The following is a 17,925-nucleotide window of genomic DNA, read 5'->3' as shown; positions in this document are numbered from 1 at the left end:
ACGTTCGACCGCGTTGCGCTCGATGCCCGTAAAGCTCGCTGACTCGCTTAACGTGCACGCTATGCGCCCTTCGGGTCGGTCAGCCAACGGGCGAAAAGACCATTTGGCTAACGTCGCGCGTTCCGCGTCAGGGACCACGCCACGTACGCCGCCACGTCGCCGATGGTCAGCACCGGGGGCGCGCCGGGCACGCGCACGGCTGCCAGCACCTCTGCCACGCGCGCGTCGGACAGGTGCGGGTATTCCCGCGCCAGTCGGGCTTCGGGTGCTTCGCCGTTACGCTCGGCCTCCAGCACGTGGATGCGCAGGTCGGTAAGAAAGGCTGCGGCGTCGCGCACCGGAATGGCGAAGCGGCGGTTCAGCCCCGCGCCGATTTCCAGCAGGTCGATGGACTCGCAGGGCAGGTCGGCCATCAGCCGGGTGTCTGGCGACAGGGTGGCGGCGTCCACGTCGAAGATGGGGGCCACCAGCGCGGCAATTTCCGATGCGATGGCGGGCATGTCCCGTGCGTCTGCGGTATCGTGGGAAGGCATGATGTTCCTGTGATGTTCCTGTGGGAATGAGGTCGATGAGGATTCAGCAGCCCGGCTTCAGCGCGCCGAAACCGCCGTCGCAGGTCAGGGTGGTGGCGTTGATGGCCGTGGCCGGGGCGGACAGCAGAAAGCGCAGGGTATGCACGGCCTCGGCAACCGTTACGGTGCGCCCGGTGGGCGGCAGGGTGGCGTCGGCAGGGCGCGCGCGCAGGAAGGGCCCGCCCCGGCCCGCCTCCAGCCAGCCCAGGCGCAGGGAACAGGCGGTGACCCCGCGCGGGGCCAGTTCCACGCCCACGGCGCGGTACAGGGCCTCCCCCGCCAGCTTGGCGGCGGCGTAGTATCCCTGCCCCGGTGCAGCCCGCTCTGCGGCGGAGGACGAGACGAACACGCACCGCCCGTCGCGCGCGGCCAGCATGGAACGGCTGACGGCCCGCAGCAGTCGGGCGCGGAAGGCGATGTCGCGCGCTGCCCACAGGTCGATGTCAGCGGGGTCCGCCCCGGCCAGCAGGCATTCGAAGCGCGAGTGCAGCAGGTCCACGAACAGCCGGGGCGCTTCCCCCAGCGCGGCACGGGCGCGTTCGGGCAGGGTTTCCGGGGTGTCGTCTTCGGCGTCCGCACCTTCGAGTGCAGGCGGCGTGCTGAAATCCCGTCCGGCGGCGTCCCGTTCCGGCCCGCGCGCCTGCAGGCGCAGTATCGTCGCTTCCGGCAGGGCCGCGCGGATGCGCGCCGCGCCCGGGGCATCGCGCGCGGTGAGGGCCACGGCCATGCCGTCGGCGGTCAGCGTCGCCCCGAGGGCCAACCCCAGTTCGCACGAGCCGCCGGCGATGAGCACGGGGCCGCGCAGGGGAGAGGGGAATCCGGCGGCGGCTACCATGCCAGCACCCCGGTGACCAAGGGGGGAATGGTGGGGCCTGCCGTGGCGTCCGGTCCGTCCGGTGCGCCCGCCCCGGTTGCCCCATGCCCTGCCGCACCGGCCAGTTCACCGGGCAGGGCGTGCAGCGAGCAGCGCAGTCCGGCGTCCGTGCATTCCATGCGGAAGGCGTAGTCCCCCGGCGTCACGAAGCGCCGGAAGCGGAACCCGCGTATTTCACGTATCGGGCATATGGGGCGCATGGCAGGCACGGCACGTGCCTCACTTGACAGGATGCTATCCTGCCCGCCCCCCCGAGCGTGTTCGTGGGCCCAGCGCGACGCTTCGTCCGCAAAGGCCTGCACGATGCACGACCCCGGCACCACGGGGGCGCCGGGGAAATGATCCGCGAACAGCGGGTGGTCCGGAGCGAACCGGAACACCCCGCAACGCACGGTGCCTTGCGTGCCGCCCGTGCCGGTCATGCCGGTCATGCCGGTCATGCCACCCCCGGCAAGGGCGGCAGCCCGCCCGGTCCATCCGGCATATCCAGCCCGTTCAGCCCGTCCAGTCCACCCAGTCCACCCAGTCCGCCTGTCGCCCTGCGTTCGGTCACCGCGCGGATGGCCTCGCCCGTGACATCCACCAGCAGGTCGATCTCGTCCTCGGTGATGGACAGCGGCGGCATGAGCACCATCACGTCGCCCAGCGGGCGGATGATCACCCCGCGCCGCCGTGCCTCCAGGGTCACCCGATGACCAATGCGTTGGGCCAGGTCGTAACTTTCCTTCGTATCGCGGTTCCGCACCATCTCGATGCCGGTCATGACCCCGCGCTGGCGGATGTCCCCCACGTGGGGCAGGTCGCGCAACGTTTCCAGCCGCGCGGCCAGCCGGGCGATTTTCGGTTGCAGCCGTTCCATCACCCGTTCTTCCTCGAATACGTCCAGCGAGGCGATGGCCGCCGCGCAGGCCAGAGGGTTGCCGGTGTATGTGTGGCCGTGGAAGAAGGTGCGCAATTCCTCGTGGCGGGCCAGAAATCCGTCGTGCACCCGCTCGGTGGCCAGGGTGGCGGCCAGCGGCAGATAGCCGCCGGAAATGCCCTTGGCCAGGCACAGGAAGTCCGGCGTCACCCCTTCCTGCTCGCAGGCGAACAGGGTGCCGGTCTTGCCGAAGCCCACGGCCACCTCGTCCGCCACCAGGAATACCCCGTACTCGTCGCACAGTTCGCGCACCCGGCGCAGCCAGCCGGGCGGCTGCAACAGCATGCCCGCCGCGCCCTGCACCAGCGGTTCCACCACGGCGGCGCACAGTTCGTGGCCGTGCCGGGCGAACAGCGTTTCCATGTGGGTGATGCATTCCCGCTCGCACGCCCCGGCCTGCCGCCCGAAGGGGCAGCGGTAGCAGTGCGGACTTTCTGCCTTCACCGTGTCGAACAGCAGGGGCGCGTAGATGGAATGGAACAGGGCCATGCCGCCCAGGGCCACGGCCCCCACTGTGTCGCCGTGGTAGGCATTGCGCAGGCTGAGAAAGCGGGTGCGCCGGGCGTCGCCGCCCAGTTGCGACGGGGCCTGGCGGTGGAACTGGAAGGCGATCTTCAGCGCGACTTCTACTGATGTCGACCCGCTGTCGGAATAGAACACCCGCGTCAGCCCCTGCGGGGCGATGGCGGCAAGGCGTGCCGCCAGTTCTATGGACGGTTCGCTGCCAAGGCCCAGCAGGGTGGTGTGGGCCACCTTGTCCAACTGCGCCCGGACGGCCGCGTCCAGCCGGGGGTGACGATGACCATGCACGTTGGTCCACAGCGAGGATACGCCGTCCAGGTAGGATGCGCCGTCGGTGTCCATGAGCCGGTTGCCCTCGGCGGCGGCGATGATCAGCGGGTCCGCCGCCAGCCAGTCGCGCATCTGGGTGAAGGGATGCCACACGTGGGCCTTGTCCAGCGCGCGCAGGCGCAGGGTGGCGTCCGTTGGGGCGGGGGCGGTGCTGGCCGCTTCGGGCGCGCCGGTATCCGTCGTCCGTTCGCTCATGCCCGCACCTCCCCGTCGTTGTCGGCAGTTTTACCCACGCCCAGCGTGGTCAGCATGTCCATGTCGTCGGCAAGGGCCCGGCCCGCCGTGGTCAGGTAATTGCCCACCATCAGGCCGTTGGCCCCGGCGGCGAACACCCACGATTGCCATTGGCCCAGGGTCGTCTCGCGCCCGCCGCACACCAGGATGTCCCGTTGCGGGTGCAGCAGCCGGAATATGGAGATGGCCCGCAAGGCCTCCATGGGCGGCAACGGACTGCGGTGTCCCATCCGTGTGCCCGGAATGGGATGCAGGAAGTTCAGCGGGATGGAGTCCACGTCCAGTTCACGCAGGGTCAGGGCCAGTTCCACGCGGTGTTCCCACGTTTCGCCAAGGCCAAGGATGCCGCCGCAACAGGTGCGCAGCCCTGCCCCTGCGGCTTCACGCACGGTGGCGATGTCGTCGTCGTAAGGGTGCGTGGTACATACCTGCGGGAAAAAACTTCTGGCCGTTTCAAGATTGTGGTGGTAGCTGGAAATGCCTGCGTCCTTCAGGCGGCGGGCTCGTTCTCCCCGGTTTTCGCTCTTGGCGGCGCCGGAGACGAGTTGCCCCAGAGAGGCGCACAGGCCGATGTCCACACGGTCGCGCAACAGGCGCGCCGCCAGGCAGACCGCGTCGAACTCCCGTTCCGTAAGGGCGTTGCCGCTGGTCACGATGCCGAAGCGGCGCACCCCCGCGCGGGCCAGTTCCTCCGCATGGCGCAGCAACGCGTCGGGGCCGAGCAGTGCATGCACCGGAGCGCCCGTGTCGTGGTGCGACGACTGGGCGCAGAAGGCGCAATCCTCGCCGCACCGGCCCGACTTTGCGTTGACGATGCCGCAGGTGGTCGCCAGCGGCCCCTTGCGGGCCGAACGCACTGCCTGCGCCACGGCCAGGATGTCCAGGATGTCGGACGCGGGCAGCCGCGCCACGGCGAGCGCCTCTTCTCCGGTGATGCCGGGCAGGAGGGCTTCCGTCGTTCGGGCGTGGCCTGGCGATGCGTACGGAGTTTCCGTTCCGGGGGGAATGGTGTCCGAAAGGCGCGCGCACAGACGTTCCAGCAGGGGGTTCATGTTTCGGTATCGCTCCTGTTGAATGGCAGTTCAGGGCGAGTAGCGGGCGTGTTCCTTTTTGTCAACCAAGCAATTGCCTGATGGTTTACAATCGCCGTGGACACAGACAGGACGACCACGAAGGGGCGTGTGTTCGCCATGTTGCGCGAAGCGGGCGGCAACTGGCGTTCGGGAGAGGATCTTTCGCGGCAGCTTGGCGTCAGCCGGGCCGCCGTGGCCAAGCACGTGCGGACGCTGCGCGGTGAAGGGCACCAGATCGAGGCCATGACCCGCCGGGGCTACCGGATGCTGGCCGAGGCGGACGTGCTGACCGTCGACGGGGTCCGCCAGGGGCTGCGCACCCGTTGTTTCGGGCAGGGCGATTTTGTCCTGCACGAAATCACCGGCTCCACCAACCGCGAGGCCGCATTGCTGGCTTTGAGCGGGGCCGCCGAAGGCGCCGTGGTGGCGGCATCGGCCCAGACCGCCGGTCGCGGTCGCGCCGGTCGGGCCTGGGCATCGCCCGCCGGGGTGGGGGTGTACGTTTCGCTGGTGCTGCGACCCCGCCTTGCCCCGCAGGCCGCGCCGCTGGTCACCCTGATGACCGCCGTGGCCGTGGCCGAGGCGGTGGCCGAGGTCACCGGCCTTGCCCCGCGCGCCAAATGGCCCAACGACGTGCTGCTGCATGGCCGCAAGGTGTCGGGCAACCTGACCGAGGTGGCGCTGGTGGCCGACACGGTGTCCCACGTGGTCACCGGCGCGGGCATCAACGTGAATACCCGTGTGGAGGATCTGCCCGAAGACCTGCGCGGCAAGTCCACCTCACTGGCGGCGGAGCTGGGCCGCACCGTGTCGCGGGTGGAAGTGCTGCGCGCCTTTCTGGAGCGCGCGGAGCACTGGTACGCCGCCCTGCGCGAGGGCGACCCCGGCCCGGTCATCGCCCGCTGGAAGGAGCTTTCCGCCATCGTCGGCACCCCCTTGCGGGTGGGCACGCCGCACGGCGTGGTGGAGGGGTTGGTGGCCGATGTCGATCCCGATGGTCTGCTGCGCCTGGTGGACGCCGAGGGGCGCGAACATCGCCTGCATGCGGGTGATGTCATTGACAGCAGGCCGTAAGCACCTATCTCTTCGGGGCCGCGCCCTGCCGGTGTGACCCACCGGTGCCGGGCGCGCGGCGCGCCTTGCCGTCGACCTGCCGGTTTTTCCGGCAGGCCGGGGTTTTCGCGCGCCCGGCCACGGAGCCTGCCACCCGCACCAGCGTGCGAGGCGTCCCGTGCCCTGCGCCGGATCATGCCTGCGGGCGGGTGCGACGCCCACCACCGAACCGAACGGACGGCACGAGATGTCGCAACACGCGCGCCCGCAGGGCGACGACGCTTCCTATGGCGGCATCTGGCGGCTGACATGGCCCCAGATGCTGATGATGCTCTTCCACTTCCTCATCGGGTTCACCGACGTGTGGGTGGCAGGGCGCATCCATGCCGACGTGCAGGCCGCCATCGGCCTTGTCTCGCAGTGTCTGTTCTTTCTGCTGGTGGTGGCGGTGGCCGGCGCCAGCGCCGGGGTGGCCGCCGTCAGCCAGGCGCTGGGGGCGGGCCTGCTGCCCCGTGCCCGGCGCTACGTGGGCATGGTGCTGGCTGGGGGCTGTACGGTGGGCGTGGGCATCATGCTGCTGGGCTTCGCCACCAGCGAATCCTTCCTGCGCCTGCTGCAGGTGCCAGAGCAGATCATGCCGGTCACCGCGTACTTCTGGAAGGTGTACCTGCTGGGCCTGCCCGCCAACTACCTGTTCACCATCACCGGGGCGGTGTTCCGCGCCCGCAAGCGCATGATCGCGCCGCTGCTGTCCATGGTGGCGGTGTGCGCCGTCAATGCCGTGGCGGACCTGGGTTTCGGCCTTGGCCTGTGGGGCCTGCCCGCCTACGGCTACGTCGGGGTGGCCTGGGCCACCTTTGCTTCCGTCACCGCCGGGGCCGTGCTGAACCTGGCCATGCTGGCCCGCGACCGCGAACTGCTGCAACGTGCCTCGTTTCCCCCCTTGCGCTGGATGCGGTGCGGCGCGCCCTACCTGTTCCGGGTGGCCGCCCCCGCTGCCGGGCTGCAGATCATGTGGAACCTCGGCTACCTGGTGCTGTTTTCCATCACCGCTTCGCTGCCCATGGGCAGCGTGGTGGCCCTTGCGGGCATGACGGCGGGCATGCGCGTGGAATCGATCATCTTTCTGCCTGCCTTCGCCTTTAACATGACCGCATCGGTGCTGGTGGGCCATCTGCTGGGCGCGGGTCGCAAGCCGGAGGCCGTCCGGGTCAGCCTGCGCCTTCTGGGCATCGGCTGCGCCTCCATGACCGTCTTCGCGGCGCTGCTGTGGCCATGGGCAGCAGACATCGCCGCCTGGCTGGCCCCGGAGCCCGCCGTGGCGGCGCAGACCGTGAGCTATCTGCGCTACAACCTTGTCTCCATCCCCTTCACCGTGGCCAGCATGACCCTTGGCGGGGTCATGACCGGCGCGGGCGCCACCCTGTACTCCTTTCTGGTGTACGGTTCGGCCACCTGGTTCGTGCGGCTGCCGCTGGCATGGGTCATGGGCCATGTGGTGTGGCGCGATGCGGCGGGGATATTTCTTGCCATGTTCGTTTCCCAGGTGTTCCAGTCTTCTGTCATGCTGTGGTTGTTCTGTACGCGTGACTGGAGCCGGTTCAGCATGATCAGGCGCAATGGCCGCAAGGCCGCGCCACAAGGAGCTGCCTCGCATGACCGACAGTGAGTTGACCCCCGGAGAGTTCCGGCCCGTCTCGCTCGACCGCATGGCCGAGTACCTCGACCTTTTCGCCCGTACGCCGCAGCACGCGTCGGACTTCAGTTTCACCAACGTCTGGGGCTGGGCCGAATACTACGGCCTGGAATGGACCTTTGCGCACGGGCTGTGCTGGCTGCGCCAGACCCGGCCCGAACCCGTGTGGTGGGCGCCCGTGGGCCCATGGCTGGATGCCGACTGGCGCCAGTGCGCCCTGCTGGGCGCGGGCGCCCGGTTCATTCGCGTGCCCGAATCGCTGGCCGTGCACTGGCAGCAGACCCTGGGCGACCGGGTGACGCTGACCGAGGCGCGCGGCCAGTGGGATTACCTGTACGCCGCGCAGGACCTGGCGGAACTGAAGGGCAACAGGTTCCACAAGAAGAAAAACCATGTGAACGGTTTTCTGAAGGCCTATCCGCACGAGTACCATCCCATGACGCCCGACTGCATAGAGGCGGTGCTGGACATGCAGGAGGAATGGTGCAAGTGGCGCGAGTGCGACGAATCGCATGCGCTGGTGGCGGAAAACACCGCCGTGCGCCGGGTGCTGGAGCACTGGGACAGGATTCCCGGGCTTTCCGGCGGGTCGCTGTACGTGGACGGCACGATGATCGCCTACACCGTGGGCGAGCGGCTGGACGACGAGACGCTGGTGGTGCATTTCGAGAAGGCCAAGCCGGAGTATCGCGGCGTGTATCAGGCCATCAACAACCTGTATGCACGCGAGCACGCCATGAGCTTCAGGTACATCAACCGTGAGCAGGATCTGGACGACCTGGGCCTGCGGCAGGCCAAGGAAAGCTACAATCCCGTGGGCTTTTTGAAAAAGTTCGCGGTGGACGTGGCCCCGGCGTAGGGGGCGGGCGGTTTTTTGCATGCCTCCGGCGGGCAGGGGGCTGTTGCGCGCTGCGATCGCCATCCGTGCTTTGGGTCCCTATCCGTAAGGTTTGCTTCGCTCACCTAACGGTCAGGGCAATGCTCCAGGATTCGCATAACGGCTGCCGTCCCCTGCCCCCGCATCTTTGCCATTCCCCCATGGTTTGACACCCCGCCGCCGAAGGCAGTAGAAGGGCGCGGCGTTCGCCGCCCTTTTCAGACGTGTCATTGTCTGGCGTGGCATTGCCCGGCGCGCCATTTGTCCCCCCTCCTGATAGTGGGGGAACTTCAGGAGGTTTCCATGTCCGATGCCATTCATGAAAGGGTGCAGGCCGCCCTCGACAAGGTCCGTCCCTATCTGCAGGGCGACGGCGGCGACGTCGAACTGGTGGAAATCACCGCCGACGGCGTGGTCCGCGTGCGCCTGACCGGCGCGTGCAAGGGCTGCCCCATGTCGCAGCAGACCCTGAAGGGCGGCGTGGAGCGCATGGTGCTGAAGGAAGTGGCCGAGGTGAAGCGCGTCGAGGCCGTGTAGCCTCCGCGCCGCGCGCCGTTTTCCGCGATTCTTCCGCATCTTTCCCGCATTTTTTCCGCACTTTTTTACACTGGGCGCGCTCGTGTTTCGGGGGCGCGCAGTTTTCTTCCGGCACGCCGCCCGCGTCACGCCGACATCATCCGGAAACCTGCCGGTCCAGACCCGGTCCGGCCAGCGGGTGCACGTTTTCACGCCATACCGACACCCGAAGAACGGGGAGAACATCATGACCAAGGTCGTCACGCGCTTCGCGCCGAGCCCCACCGGGCACCTGCACATCGGCGGCGCGCGCACCGCCATCTTCAACTGGCTGTTGGCCCGTCACTTTGGCGGCACCTTTCTGCTGCGCATCGAAGACACCGACCAGGAACGCTCGCTGCAGGAGTACACCGACTCCATCCTGGCCTCCATGCGCTGGCTGGGCCTGGACTGGGACGGCGACCTCATCTGCCAGAGCAGGCGTTTCGACATCTACAACGGCTACATCGACCGCATGCTGGAAACCGGTCACGCCTACTGGTGCGAATGCTCGCCCGAAGAAGTGGAGCAGATGCGCGAAACGGCGCGCGCGCGCGGCCTGAAGCCCAAGTACGACGGGCGCTGCCGCGAACGCGGTCTTGGCCCCGGCCCCGGTCGGGTGGTGCGCCTGAAGGCCCCGCTGACCGGGCGCGTGGTGTTCGAGGACGTGGTGAAGGGCACCCTGGCCTTCGACGCGGCGGAACTGGACGACATGGTGCTGCGCCGTTCCGACGGCACGCCCACCTACAACATGGCCGTGGTGGTGGACGACGCCACCATGGGCGTCACCCACGTGCTGCGCGGCGACGACCACGTGTCCAACACGCCCAAGCAGGTGCTGATCTACCAGGCGCTGGGGCTGCCGCTGCCGGTGTTCGGCCACGTGCCCATGATCCTTGGCCCGGACAAGAAGAAGCTGTCCAAGCGTCACGGCGCCCGCGCGGTCATCGAGTACGAGCAGGACGGCCTGTTGCCCCAGGCGCTGGTGAACTATCTGGTGCGCCTTGGCTGGTCGTTCGGCGATCAGGAAATCTTCGCGCTGCAGGAACTGGTGGAAAAGTTCACCACCGACAACCTGAACAGCGCCCCCGCCGCCTTCGACCCGGACAAACTGCAGTGGCTGAACGCCCACTACCTGCGCGAGACCCCGGTGGACGAACTGGCCCGGCTGGCTGCCCCCTTCGTGAAGGCGGAAGGCTTCGACGTGGCCCCGGAACGGTTGGCCGCGCTTGCGCCCCTGTTCCGCGAGCGCGCCTCGAACCTGGCCGATCTGGCCAGGGTGATGCGCTTCATGCTGGTGGACGCCGCCGCGCTGGAATACGACCCCGCCGCCGTGGCCAAGGCCCTGACTGCCGAGGGCAAGGCCCATGTGGCGACCCTGCGCGGGCTGCTGGAGAAGGCGGAGCCCTTCGACAAGGCCACGCTGGAAAAGGTGGTGCACGACTACGTGGAGCAGGGCGGCCTGAAGTTCAAGCAGGTTGGCCCGCCGCTGCGCGTGGCCCTGGCGGGTTCGCTGGGCGGCCCCGGCCTGCCCGAGATCATGGAAGTGCTGGGCCGGGTCGAAACCCTGGCCCGCCTCGACCGGGCGGCAACGCTGGCGTAGCGTCCGCGCCCGCGGCGCCGCCGCCGTGGCGGCACTGCAATGGCCGGGGCTGGCCGTGCCCGCGCTGCGTCCGTGTCCCATCTGTGTCCCGTCTGGGGCGCGGCCGCGACCTGTGCCGTGATGTCGCGCGGCATGCCGCATGCCTCGGTTTTCCCGCGTACGGCGCCCGCAACGAAAATGGCGCGCCGCGCCGCCCATCAAATGACGCCGCATCAGAGGCCGGAAGCATTGCTTCCGGCCTCTTTGCGTTGCCGCGCATGCAGGCACGCCAACTGCGTGGAATGCCTGCCGGGACGCACCGTTGCGCCGTCGCCCCGCGTTGTTTCACCCCGCCGGAACAAAAGGCAGGCAACGACCGCACCCCACCCCGGAAGGCAGGGAATCCGGTAAAGCGTCATTTGCTTGTTGACACCGTCATTTGCTCGTCGATAAAGTCTGTGATCATCAATGTTGTCGGTCGCCGTCGGGGAACATGGCGCTGCGGCCGGACGCACGACGGCGGGTGCGGAGTTGCCCGGCGTTGGCGGGACAGTGCCGGGGGGGCCATGTATTCGGGGATTTCGGTCGACCTGTCGGACATGCTGTTGTCCATTTCGGAGGCGCTTGACCTTGCCAGCCCTTCGTTGTCGCAGCATCAGTTGCGGGTCGCCTTCGTGGCGTGGGAACTGGCCGAGGCGCTGGACCTTGCGCAGAAGGACAAGGAGACGCTGTTCATCGCGGCGCTGCTGCATGACGTGGGTGCGCTGTCGCCGGAAGACAAACTGGACGTGCGCGCCTCCCGCGTGGAAAACATGGACGAGCATTGCGCCGTGGGCGCGGATTTGCTGGCGCAGGGGCCGGGCCTGGCCGAGGCGGCGGAGGTGGTGCGCCTGCACCATGCCACGCTGCCGGAACTGGAGGCGCACGGGCCTGACCCGCGCGTGGGCCTGCTGGCCCAGATCGTCCTGCTGGCCGACACCCTGGAACGGTCCATGGACAGGCGCATCTACGTGCTGCACCAGCACGACGACCTTACCGCGGAAATTCGCCGCATGTCGGGCTGCGCCATCGACCGCCGGGTGGTGGAGGCCTTTCTGCTGGTTTCCGGCCGGGACGAATTCTGGCTGAACCTTGTTTCGCCGCGCCTGTTCACCTTTCTGAGCGAGCGCAACCCCTGCCGCCGCCTGCAACTGGATCTGGACGGCGTGCGCGCCTGGTCGCTGCTGGTGCGCGAGATCATCGATTTCCGCTCGCCGTTCACCGCCACCCATTCCGCCGGGGTTTCCGCATCCGCCGGGGCGCTGGCGCGGGCCTTCGGCCTGCCCGAGCCCGAGGCGCGTCTGCTGGAGATCGCGGGCAATCTGCACGACCTCGGCAAGATGGTGGTGCCCAACGCCATTCTGGAAAAGGCGGGGCCCCTCACCGACGCGGAGTTCGCGATCATGCGCCAGCACACCTACCACACCTATCTGGTGCTCAACTCCATGAAGGGGCTTGGCGGCATTGCCGAATGGGCGGCCTTTCACCACGAGAAGCTCGACGGTTCGGGCTACCCGTTCCGCATCGGGGCGGGGGGGGCTCAGCATCGGGTCGCGGATCATGGCCGTGGCCGACATGTGCACCGCCCTGGCCGAAGACCGGCCCTACCGCACGGGCATGCGCCGCGACGAGATCATCGACGTGCTGGGCGACGGGGTGCGCCGGGGGCTGCTGGACAAGGCCGTGGTGGCCACGCTGGAGTCGCGGCGGGACGACATCATCGATACCGCGGCCGCCGCGCAGGGCAAGGCGCGCAGCAAGTTCACGCGCCATATCCGGCGCTGAGGACGGGCATTGCGGCACTCGGGGCGCGAGTCGGCAAGCAAAGGGGGACGCCATGTGGCATCCCCCTTTGCATTTGCTTTCGCTTCCGGCTTTTTTCTGTTCCGACAGATTCGGACCGGTTCCTGTCGGTTCCTGTCGGTTCCGGCCATTCCTGCCTGCGCGCTACTGCACCGGATAACCGCCGGTGCGGCGTTCGTCGCCGCCATTTTCCCCGTCCCCCCCGTCGTCCTCGTCGTCCTCATCTTCCTCGTCGCCGAGGTCGTCGTTGCCGGAATCCTCGTCGTCCAGCAGGGCGGACAGGATGTCTTCGTCGAGGTCGTCATCGTCATCGTCGTCGGCGAAGCGGTCATCCGCACCCCCGGCGGGGCGGTAGGCCAGGTCCATGTCCAGCAGCGGGCCGTCGTCGCGGGTCAGGCTGCCCGCCGGGTCGGCGGCAAAGCCGTCGCCATCGTCGTCGCGGGTGAACATGCGCCAGGTCACGCTGCCGTCGTCGTGCTGCTCGGACGACACGCGCAGGATGGGGGTTTCCTTCCAGATGTAGATCATGGTGTCGTCGGACCATATCTCGCAACGCATGTGCGCCGCGATATCGTGGGCGTCGATGGCGCCGGGGTTTTCGCCCAGTTCCTCCAACTGCTCGCGCAGCAGTTCCTCTACGCGGGCCGCCACCTTGCTGCCGTATTTCATGGAATCTTCTCCTGTGGATGGGGCGCTGGCGCCCGTGGTCATTCACCGCTTACCGCACCCCGCCCCCGGTCGCAACAGGGATGCGAGGGGGTGAGCACGTCGTGCACGGTTGCGGGCTGTGGCGGCGCCCGTCCTTGCCCGCAGGGGCGAGGTGGCCTATGCTGCGCCTACAGGGCACACATTGCCCGGCCATACCCAGAGGTACGCCAGTGACCCAGCAGAACCGCCGCATCATCGAACGCCTGCCCCTTTTCGACGGGCTTTCCGACACCCAACTGGAAGGGCTTGCGGGCATCGTGGTGGACCGCCGCGTGGACAAGGGCCAGATGATCTTTTTCGAGTCCTCTCCGGCAGAGGGCTTCTACGTGGTGGCCGAGGGCCGCGTGAAGATATTCAAGACCGCGCCGGACGGGCGCGAAGCCGTGATGCACGTGATGGGCCCCGGCGAAACCTTTGGCGAGGTGGCGGTGTTCCAGGGCGGCACCTTTCCCGCCCACGCCATGGCCGTGGAGAACGCCCGCGTGCTGTTTCTGCCGCGCAAGGGGCTGGTGGACCGCATCACCCGCGACCCCACCCTGGCCATGAACATGCTGGCCGCGCTGTCGCGCAAGCTGCGCGTGTTCACGACCAAGGTCGAGTCCCTGACCCTGCACGAAACCCCGCAACGCCTTGCCGCCTATCTGTTGCACGCCAGCGAACTGAAGGGCGATGCCGACACCTTCCGGCTGGACATGGCCAAGGGGGTGCTGGCGGGCATGCTGGGCACCGCGCGCGAGACGCTTTCGCGCTGCCTCGGAAAGCTGGCCGAACGAGGGGCCGTTTCCGTGGACGGGCGCGAGGTGACCATCGTCGATCGCGACTATCTGCAGGCCCTGGCTGACGGAGACGAGACACTGTAATCGGGGGCGCGCGGTCCGCGTCCGTTGCCGCCCCGCCCTGGCGGGGAGTGGACGACCGGCGTTTTTCTTCGCCCTGCGCGGCGAATTCGTTCCGGAGGGAACGATGCCACATCCGCAGGCCTATGCCTGGGCGCTGGTGCTCATGGTGGCGCTGGGCTGTGTGCCCTTGCCGTTCTGATCTTTGCCCTGGGCATGCGCCGGTACCCCGGCATGCTCACCTGGGCGGCGGGCGGCGGGGTGCTGTCACTGGGCGTCTTTCTGACGATCATGCAGCGCTCGTGGCCTTACGCCCTTTCAATACTGGGGTCCAACCTGTGCCTCGTGGCGGGCGGCGTGCTGCTGGCTGCCGGGCTACGGCAGTTTCTGGGGCTGCGGGTGCCGTGGCGCGTCTTTGCCGTGATGCTGGTGTCGCTGGCCTGCCTTTCCTCGTGGTTCACCTGGGTGCGCTTCAGCGTGCCCGCGCGGGTGCTGGTGTTCAGCGTGCACATGCTGCCGGTCTACGGCGACCTGCTGCGCGTGGCCTGGCGGGCCTTTCGCACGGGCAGCCCATGGCCCGCCCTGTTGATCGCGGGCAGCAATCTGGTTTCGGGCGTGTTTGCCGTGGCCCGTGGCGCGGCGGCGGCGTCCGGAGGACTGGATTCCCTGTCCTCGGTGTTCATCTGGAAGTTCGCGGCGTACGGAGCCTTCGTGGTGGGGCCGCCCGCAATGGTGGTGCAGACGGCGGGGTTTCTGCTGTTGGCGGGCTATCGCAGCGTATGCGCAGTACCCGTCGACCTGGCAGGCCAATACGGGCAGGAATGCCGGATACACGGGATGGTGAAGCCCGGTCCCACGAAAACGTCGGGTCGGCAGGATGAGCCAGGCAGGGAAGAACGGGCAGGGCGCCTCGACTAACCTGGCCCGACTGGCCTGCCTGACCGGCCAGGCTTGCTTGATTGGCCTGACCTGCTTGATCGGGCAGGACTGGCTGAAAGGGCCGAAAGGGCGGCCCCGACTGGGGCGAGGTTCTGCACCGGACGGACCGCTGCCTGCGGTGCGGGGTCAGGCGTCGTGGTGCACGGCAGGCAGCAGCACCGTGAAGCGACACCACTGCCCCGGCTGCGATTCCACCATGATGTGCCCGCCGTGGTTGCGGCTGATGATGAAGTACGACACCGAAAGGCCCAGCCCCGTGCCTTCGCCCGGTGGCTTGGTGGTGTAGAACGGCTCGAACACCCGCCCCCGCGTCCGCTCGTCCATGCCCGGGCCGTTGTCTTCCACCTGTACGCACACGTATTCCGTGCGGGCTGCCCCGCCGACCGGTGCCCCGGCTTCGCCGAAGCTCCCTGCCCCCCGAACGCCGCCCGTGCCGCCGATACCATCGGGCAGGCCCGGCGCGCGGCACTGCGCGCCTACGCGCAAGGTGATGCGCGGTGCCTCGTCCTGCGGGTAGATCTTTTGCGAAATGGCCTGCGAGGCGTTTTTCAGCAGGTTGAACAGCACCTGTTCGATCTCGGTGGCGGCGCATTCCGTCATGGGCGTGCCGGGCGCGTAGTCGCGGACGATATGGATGTTGCGGAAATCGTGGCGTTTCTTGAGGTCGTAATCGTTCTCGGCCAGTTCCACGGCCCGGTCCAGCAGCACGGCAAGGTCGCATTCGGCGCGTTCGGCGTCGCTGCGCCGCGCAAAATCCAGCATGTGCCGCACGATGTCCGCCGCGCGGCCGCAGGCCTCGCGGATGTTGGACACCAGCCTGACCAGCCCGCGCAACTCGAAGTACTGCTGCACCCGTTCCAGGTCCACGCCCGCCATCAGGGCGGCGGCCTCGTTGTCCGGCACGCCGGGCGTCAGGCGGCGTTGCAGGTTCTGCGCCGACTGGGTGATGGCCGAGAGGGGGTTGTTGATTTCGTGCGCCATGCCCGCGGCCACACCCCCCACCGACATCATCTTTTCCGTCTGGACCATGATTTCGCGCAGCTTTTTCTGCTCGGTCACGTCGCGGATGATGGCGATGAGCCACGGTTCGCCCCGCAGGGTGAAGCGACTGAGGGAAATCTCGCAGTCGAAGGGGGTGCCGTCCGCACGCAGATGCGTCCATTCGAAGAATTGCGGTTCTCCGGCCAGGGCGTTGGCCAGGCGGACGCCCTCGATCAGGCGGGTTTCTCCGGAGCGGGGCTGCTCGGGTGGCGAAAGGTCGCGCGGGGCCATGGAGGTCAACTGGTCCAGGGGCCTGCCGAACAGTTCGCAGGCCCTGCGGTTGGCGTCGCGCACCAGGCCGTCCCGGATCAGGAAGATGGCGTCGTTGGCCGCCTCGAACAGCGCGCGGTACTTGCGTTCGCTCTCGCGCAGTTCCGCTTCGGCGCGCAGCCGTTCCGACACGTCGCGGGCAATGCACGAGACATAGGGCACCCCGCCTATGTCGTGGCGCTTCAGGGCCAGTTCCAGCCACAGATCGGCCCCGTGCGAGGGCTGGCGGATCAGGCGGCGTTCTTCGCCGCCCGCCGGTGGTGCGGCGTCGGCCATGTGCCAGGCGCCGGAGCGTGGGCCGTCCTGCGGGGCCGTGCCTTCGGCGTTGCCCGCGAGGCGCGGTTTCCACCCGGCCAGTTCGGGAAACGCCACCGCCAGCGGGCGACCGGTCAGGGCTTCCCACGGCAGTCCGGCGAAGCGGCAGGCAGCGCCGTTGGCGTCCAGCACCACCAGGGTCTGGGCGGCCAGCAGCAGCACGCCGTCGCCCGCGCTTTCCAGCAGGGCGCGGAACAGCTCCAGTTGCTGGAGCCGTTCTTTCAGTTCCGGGTAGTAGCTCTTGCGCGTGGAGGCCTGCCCGAGCCCGATGAGTTTTTCCCGCAGGTCGTCAGAGCGCTTCGGCATACAGTTCTTCCAGTTCGCGCGCGTCGAGCGGGACCGGGTTGGTGGAAAGGCAGGGGTCCTCCAGGGCCAGGCGCGCCAGTTCCGCCAACTGGTCACGGGTGACCCCGTACTGGGCAAGCCCCTTGTCGAACCCGGCCTTGCGGCGCATCTCGCCAAGGCGGACGAACAGGGCGTCGCGCACTGCGTCGTCCGGGGCGGCAAGGGCATCGGCCACGCCCAGCGCATCGGCCACGCGGCGGTAGCGCTGCGGCGCGGCCACGTAGTTGCGGCGCACCACGAAGGGCAGCAGCAGGGCGTTGCATTCGCCGTGGGGCAGGTCCAGCAGACCACCCAGACTGTGCGACAGGGCGTGCACCGCCCCCAGGATGGCGTTGGAAAAGGCCAGCCCCGCGTTCATGCTGCCAAGGGCCATGCGTGCCCTGGCATCGCGGTTGCCAAGGTCCTCCAGCACGTCGAACAGGGCCGTTCCGATGCCCCGGATGGCCTCCAGGGCGAACATGTCGGTGACGGGGGAGTGCGCATTGGAGGCGTAGGCCTCCACGGCGTGGGTCAGGGCGTCGAGCCCGGTGGCGGCGGTGAGGCCGCGCGGCTTGGTCAGGGTGGTCAGCGGGTCCACCAGGGCCACGTCAGGCACGTTGGCCTTGCTGACGATGGCGATTTTCAGCTTGCGCGGGGTGTCGCGGATGATGGCGAACTGCGAGACGTCGGCGGAACTGCCCGCCGTGGTGGGCACGCAGACCAGCGGCGGCATGGGCTTGGGGATGGCGTCCACCCCTTCGTAATTCAGGATGTGCCCGCCGTTGGCCACCACGATGCCGATGCCCTTGGCGCAGTCCATGGGACTGCCGCCGCCCACGGCAACGATGGCGTCGCACCCTTCGGCGCGGAACATCTCGCTGCCCTGCATCACTTCGGTATCGCGGGGGTTTTCCGAAACCCCCAGAAAGGTCGCGCAGGCGATGCCTTCGTCGCGCAGGGTGCGGGCCACCGCCTCGGTGTGCCCGGCAGCCGCCACGCCCTGGTCGGACACCACGAGGCAACGTGATGCGCCAAGATTGCGGGCATGCCGCCCGGCCAGACCGGCCGCGCCGTACCCGAACACGAATTCCGGCGCGACGAATTTGCGCAGTTCGTAGTCGTTCATGGAACGCCCCCGATGACGCCCTGGGCGGCGCTCTTTTCCCCGAAAGCGCCGCAAGTGTTTCCCCGTATTCCTACTGTATGCAAGCCGGGACCGTTTCGTCACCCTTTTTGTGGGCAGGGTTTACCAAATGCGAAACGACGTACGGTTCGCGCGGGCGGACCGTACGTCGTGTGGTTGTGGAGGCGGGCTTATGGAACAGGCTGGCGTACCGGAAAAACCGGGGGGCGCCGGGGCGCT

General features: G+C 68.3%; 16 protein-coding genes and 1 pseudogene. 9 read left to right on the top strand and 8 right to left on the bottom strand.

The window, feature by feature from the left end:
- Positions 1-107: 107 nt before the first annotated feature.
- Genes DESTE_RS05345 through bioB form a run of 5 tightly spaced genes read right to left on the bottom strand, consistent with a single transcriptional unit; the run spans position 108 to position 4,503 of the window.
- A complete protein-coding gene (locus tag DESTE_RS05345; RefSeq protein WP_084559366.1) occupies positions 108-533 on the bottom strand; it encodes an acyl carrier protein in 426 nt (141 codons plus the stop codon).
- A 43-nt stretch (positions 534-576) separates the two neighbouring features.
- Complete coding sequence (locus DESTE_RS05340) at positions 577-1,407, bottom strand: SDR family NAD(P)-dependent oxidoreductase (protein WP_035065807.1); 831 nt, start codon at positions 1,405-1,407, stop codon at positions 577-579.
- Positions 1,401-1,886, bottom strand: coding sequence for an ApeI family dehydratase (locus DESTE_RS05335; RefSeq protein WP_245590736.1), 486 nt, complete (start codon positions 1,884-1,886; stop codon positions 1,401-1,403). Before DESTE_RS05335 ends, DESTE_RS05340 begins: the two co-directional genes overlap by 7 nt.
- Positions 1,883-3,412, bottom strand: a complete 1,530-nt coding sequence (gene bioA, locus DESTE_RS05330; RefSeq protein ID WP_051384327.1) for an adenosylmethionine--8-amino-7-oxononanoate transaminase — start codon at positions 3,410-3,412, stop codon at positions 1,883-1,885. The genes DESTE_RS05335 and bioA overlap by 4 nt, the downstream gene beginning before the upstream one ends.
- On the bottom strand, positions 3,409-4,503 hold the full coding sequence (gene bioB, locus DESTE_RS05325; protein WP_084559365.1) for a biotin synthase BioB: 1,095 nt from the start codon (positions 4,501-4,503) through the stop codon (positions 3,409-3,411). Before bioB ends, bioA begins: the two co-directional genes overlap by 4 nt.
- A gap of 138 nt (positions 4,504-4,641) precedes the next feature.
- On the opposite strand from bioB, the gene DESTE_RS05320 reads away from it, so the two are divergent.
- From DESTE_RS05320 to DESTE_RS18330, 7 genes and pseudogenes are all read left to right on the top strand, one after another.
- Entirely contained in the window at positions 4,642-5,598 is a 957-nt protein-coding gene (locus DESTE_RS05320) for a biotin--[acetyl-CoA-carboxylase] ligase (protein WP_051384577.1), read from the top strand.
- A 226-nt stretch (positions 5,599-5,824) separates the two neighbouring features.
- A complete protein-coding gene (locus tag DESTE_RS05315) occupies positions 5,825-7,246 on the top strand; it encodes an MATE family efflux transporter (RefSeq protein ID WP_035065801.1) in 1,422 nt (473 codons plus the stop codon).
- Positions 7,233-8,132 (top strand): DUF2156 domain-containing protein, encoded by a 900-nt coding sequence (locus tag DESTE_RS05310; RefSeq protein WP_035065799.1) that lies wholly within the window; start codon positions 7,233-7,235, stop codon positions 8,130-8,132. Before DESTE_RS05315 ends, DESTE_RS05310 begins: the two co-directional genes overlap by 14 nt.
- Before the next feature lie 321 nt (positions 8,133-8,453).
- Entirely contained in the window at positions 8,454-8,687 is a 234-nt protein-coding gene (locus DESTE_RS05305) for a NifU family protein (RefSeq protein ID WP_012612141.1), read from the top strand.
- Positions 8,688-8,913: 226 nt separating this feature from the next.
- Complete coding sequence (gene gltX / locus DESTE_RS05300; protein ID WP_035065796.1) at positions 8,914-10,308, top strand: glutamate--tRNA ligase; 1,395 nt, start codon at positions 8,914-8,916, stop codon at positions 10,306-10,308.
- Between the two features lie 257 nt (positions 10,309-10,565).
- A pseudogene (locus DESTE_RS05295) lies at positions 10,566-11,789 on the top strand (HD-GYP domain-containing protein); the annotation flags it as partial.
- A 103-nt stretch (positions 11,790-11,892) separates the two neighbouring features.
- The gene (locus DESTE_RS18330) at positions 11,893-12,111 is read left to right on the top strand and encodes a hypothetical protein (RefSeq protein ID WP_245590925.1); all 219 of its coding nucleotides are present in this window, start codon (positions 11,893-11,895) and stop codon (positions 12,109-12,111) included.
- Positions 12,112-12,273: 162 nt separating this feature from the next.
- Here DESTE_RS18330 and DESTE_RS05290 read toward each other — a convergent pair whose 3' ends face one another.
- Complete coding sequence (locus DESTE_RS05290; protein ID WP_035065792.1) at positions 12,274-12,798, bottom strand: hypothetical protein; 525 nt, start codon at positions 12,796-12,798, stop codon at positions 12,274-12,276.
- Positions 12,799-13,007: 209 nt separating this feature from the next.
- Between DESTE_RS05290 and DESTE_RS05285 the strand changes: the two genes are divergently transcribed.
- Together DESTE_RS05285 and DESTE_RS05280 are read left to right on the top strand one after the other, a co-directional pair.
- Positions 13,008-13,697, top strand: coding sequence for a Crp/Fnr family transcriptional regulator (locus DESTE_RS05285; protein WP_035065785.1), 690 nt, complete (start codon positions 13,008-13,010; stop codon positions 13,695-13,697).
- Between the two features lie 210 nt (positions 13,698-13,907).
- On the top strand, positions 13,908-14,591 hold the full coding sequence (locus tag DESTE_RS05280; RefSeq protein ID WP_198015329.1) for a hypothetical protein: 684 nt from the start codon (positions 13,908-13,910) through the stop codon (positions 14,589-14,591).
- A gap of 147 nt (positions 14,592-14,738) precedes the next feature.
- Here DESTE_RS05280 and DESTE_RS05275 read toward each other — a convergent pair whose 3' ends face one another.
- Positions 14,739-16,544 (bottom strand): PAS domain-containing sensor histidine kinase, encoded by a 1,806-nt coding sequence (locus DESTE_RS05275; protein ID WP_035065783.1) that lies wholly within the window; start codon positions 16,542-16,544, stop codon positions 14,739-14,741.
- Complete coding sequence (gene ercA, locus DESTE_RS05270; protein ID WP_035065781.1) at positions 16,528-17,688, bottom strand: alcohol dehydrogenase-like regulatory protein ErcA; 1,161 nt, start codon at positions 17,686-17,688, stop codon at positions 16,528-16,530. The genes DESTE_RS05275 and ercA overlap by 17 nt, the downstream gene beginning before the upstream one ends.
- Positions 17,689-17,925: the final 237 nt, after the last annotated feature.

The sequence above is a fragment of the Nitratidesulfovibrio termitidis HI1 genome, from assembly GCF_000504305.1.
GTDB classification, from domain to species: domain Bacteria; phylum Desulfobacterota; class Desulfovibrionia; order Desulfovibrionales; family Desulfovibrionaceae; genus Cupidesulfovibrio; species Cupidesulfovibrio termitidis.
Note: the sequence above shows the minus strand (reverse complement) of the source record. Positions and strands in the feature narration are given on the sequence as shown.

Bases quoted from the DNA above. Each gene is read 5' to 3' on its own strand.
- DESTE_RS05345 (WP_084559366.1), bottom strand. From the start codon at position 533: ATGCCTTCCCACGATACCGCAGACGCACGGGACATGCCCGCCATCGCA.
- DESTE_RS05340 (WP_035065807.1), bottom strand. From the start codon at position 1,407: ATGGTAGCCGCCGCCGGATTCCCCTCTCCCCTGCGCGGCCCCGTGCTC.
- DESTE_RS05335 (WP_245590736.1), bottom strand. From the start codon at position 1,886: ATGACCGGCATGACCGGCATGACCGGCACGGGCGGCACGCAAGGCACC.
- bioA (WP_051384327.1), bottom strand. From the start codon at position 3,412: ATGAGCGAACGGACGACGGATACCGGCGCGCCCGAAGCGGCCAGCACC.
- bioB (WP_084559365.1), bottom strand. From the start codon at position 4,503: ATGAACCCCCTGCTGGAACGTCTGTGCGCGCGCCTTTCGGACACCATT.
- DESTE_RS05320 (WP_051384577.1), top strand. From the start codon at position 4,642: ATGTTGCGCGAAGCGGGCGGCAACTGGCGTTCGGGAGAGGATCTTTCG.
- DESTE_RS05315 (WP_035065801.1), top strand. From the start codon at position 5,825: ATGTCGCAACACGCGCGCCCGCAGGGCGACGACGCTTCCTATGGCGGC.
- DESTE_RS05310 (WP_035065799.1), top strand. From the start codon at position 7,233: ATGACCGACAGTGAGTTGACCCCCGGAGAGTTCCGGCCCGTCTCGCTC.
- DESTE_RS05305 (WP_012612141.1), top strand. From the start codon at position 8,454: ATGTCCGATGCCATTCATGAAAGGGTGCAGGCCGCCCTCGACAAGGTC.
- gltX (WP_035065796.1), top strand. From the start codon at position 8,914: ATGACCAAGGTCGTCACGCGCTTCGCGCCGAGCCCCACCGGGCACCTG.
- DESTE_RS05290 (WP_035065792.1), bottom strand. From the start codon at position 12,798: ATGAAATACGGCAGCAAGGTGGCGGCCCGCGTAGAGGAACTGCTGCGC.
- DESTE_RS05280 (WP_198015329.1), top strand. From the start codon at position 13,908: ATGCTCACCTGGGCGGCGGGCGGCGGGGTGCTGTCACTGGGCGTCTTT.
- DESTE_RS05275 (WP_035065783.1), bottom strand. From the start codon at position 16,544: ATGCCGAAGCGCTCTGACGACCTGCGGGAAAAACTCATCGGGCTCGGG.
- ercA (WP_035065781.1), bottom strand. From the start codon at position 17,688: ATGAACGACTACGAACTGCGCAAATTCGTCGCGCCGGAATTCGTGTTC.